We start from the raw sequence: 1,358 nt of genomic DNA on the forward strand, positions 1-1,358 counted from the left end.
CCCTTGCCGTCATGCTTGTCATGACCCTGCTGGGCGCGCTGGTGAATCTCTCCAACATGGCGACCATCGTGCTATCGCTGATCCTGTCGGCCGCGGCAGTCTTCTATCTCGGCAAGCGCCTCAATTCGCGTCCGGGCCGCATCCTGGTCGATCCCAACACGCAGGAGTCCGTGGAGCTGCGCAAGCGCCATACGCTGTTCTGGATCCCCATGCAGTATTGGGCGTTCCCCATCCTTCTGATCGCGATCATTGCCTCGTTCGCGCTGTTTACCGCCGGGGCATAGCGCGGGCTAGCGGCCGGCCGGAGCAGGCCAGCGGGAGCGGGCGTAGAATACCGGGCCTGCATCCCGAATGCTCCGGCAAGCCGCGGGACAAGCCTGGTAAAAGGCAGCCCTCCTACGAAAAGAGACACCAAGTTGAACAATCCGGCCAGCGCTGCGCATGATCGCGAGCTCACCTCTGTGGCTGACGCCGCGACTCTGGCGCGGCGCGCGCGCCGGGGCATCGTCCTGCTGACCTTCGCGTTCGCGCTGAGCCAGTTCTATCGCAGCTGCCTGGCGGTGATGGCGCCGGAGCTCCAGCACGACTTCGGCCTGTCGGCGGCGGGCTTCGGCACCTTGTCTTCCTCCTTCTTCCTGGCATTCGCGGTTGCGCAGATTCCCGTGGGGATCGCGTTMGACCGGTATGGCGTGGGCAAGCCGACGTCCCTGCTGCTGGCCATTGGCGCGGTGTCCGCCGTGGTGTTCTCACTGGCGCCGAACGGTACCGTTGCCATGCTGGCGCAGGCTGGGCTGGGGCTGGCTTGCGCGCCGGTCTTCATGGGGCTGCTGCATTTTGCTTCCGAGCAACTTTCCGAGAAAAACTACACGCGGGTCGTCAGCCAGTCCAATGCCACCGGCATGGTCGGCGCGCTGTGCGCCACGGCGCCGCTCGGATGGGCCATGCATCTGCTCGGCTGGCGCGTGGCGATGTCCGCCGCGGCGCTGTGCATGGTGGTGGCCTGCTACGGTGTCTGGCGCTTCGTGCGGGATGATGGCCATGCCGAGGCGCGCGATGTGCCGCTGGGCTCCATGCTCTCGCAAAGCGCGAAGCTGCTGGCCATCGTCCCCTTGTGGACCCTGATCCCGATGTGCGTCGCCATGGCGGCAGGCACGGCGTTCCGCAACGCGTGGAGCGGCCCTTACCTGGCCAGCGTGTACGGCTTGAATTCCGGCCCGCGGGGCATCGCGCTGACGCTGCTGAGCGTGAGCGGGTTCCTGACCGCATTCTTCCTGCCCGTGCTGGTGCGGCGCAGCTCGCTCAAGACGACCATCGCGGCATGGTCCTGCTTTGCGATGTCGGGCGCCATCCTGCTGAGC

At 66.3% G+C, this 1,358-nt stretch carries 2 protein-coding genes; both read left to right on the plus strand.

Features of this window, described 5'->3' with window-relative positions:
- Window positions 1-284 (plus strand): hypothetical protein (locus tag AC1DS3_RS38730; protein WP_477129373.1); only part of this gene is annotated, 284 nt, incomplete at its 5' end.
- 177 nt (window positions 285-461) lie between these two features.
- Window positions 462-1,358: MFS transporter (locus AC1DS3_RS38735; RefSeq protein ID WP_477129374.1), on the plus strand; the 897-nt coding region annotated here is incomplete at its 3' end.

The sequence above is a fragment of the Cupriavidus sp. 01L46 genome (genome assembly GCF_056399905.1).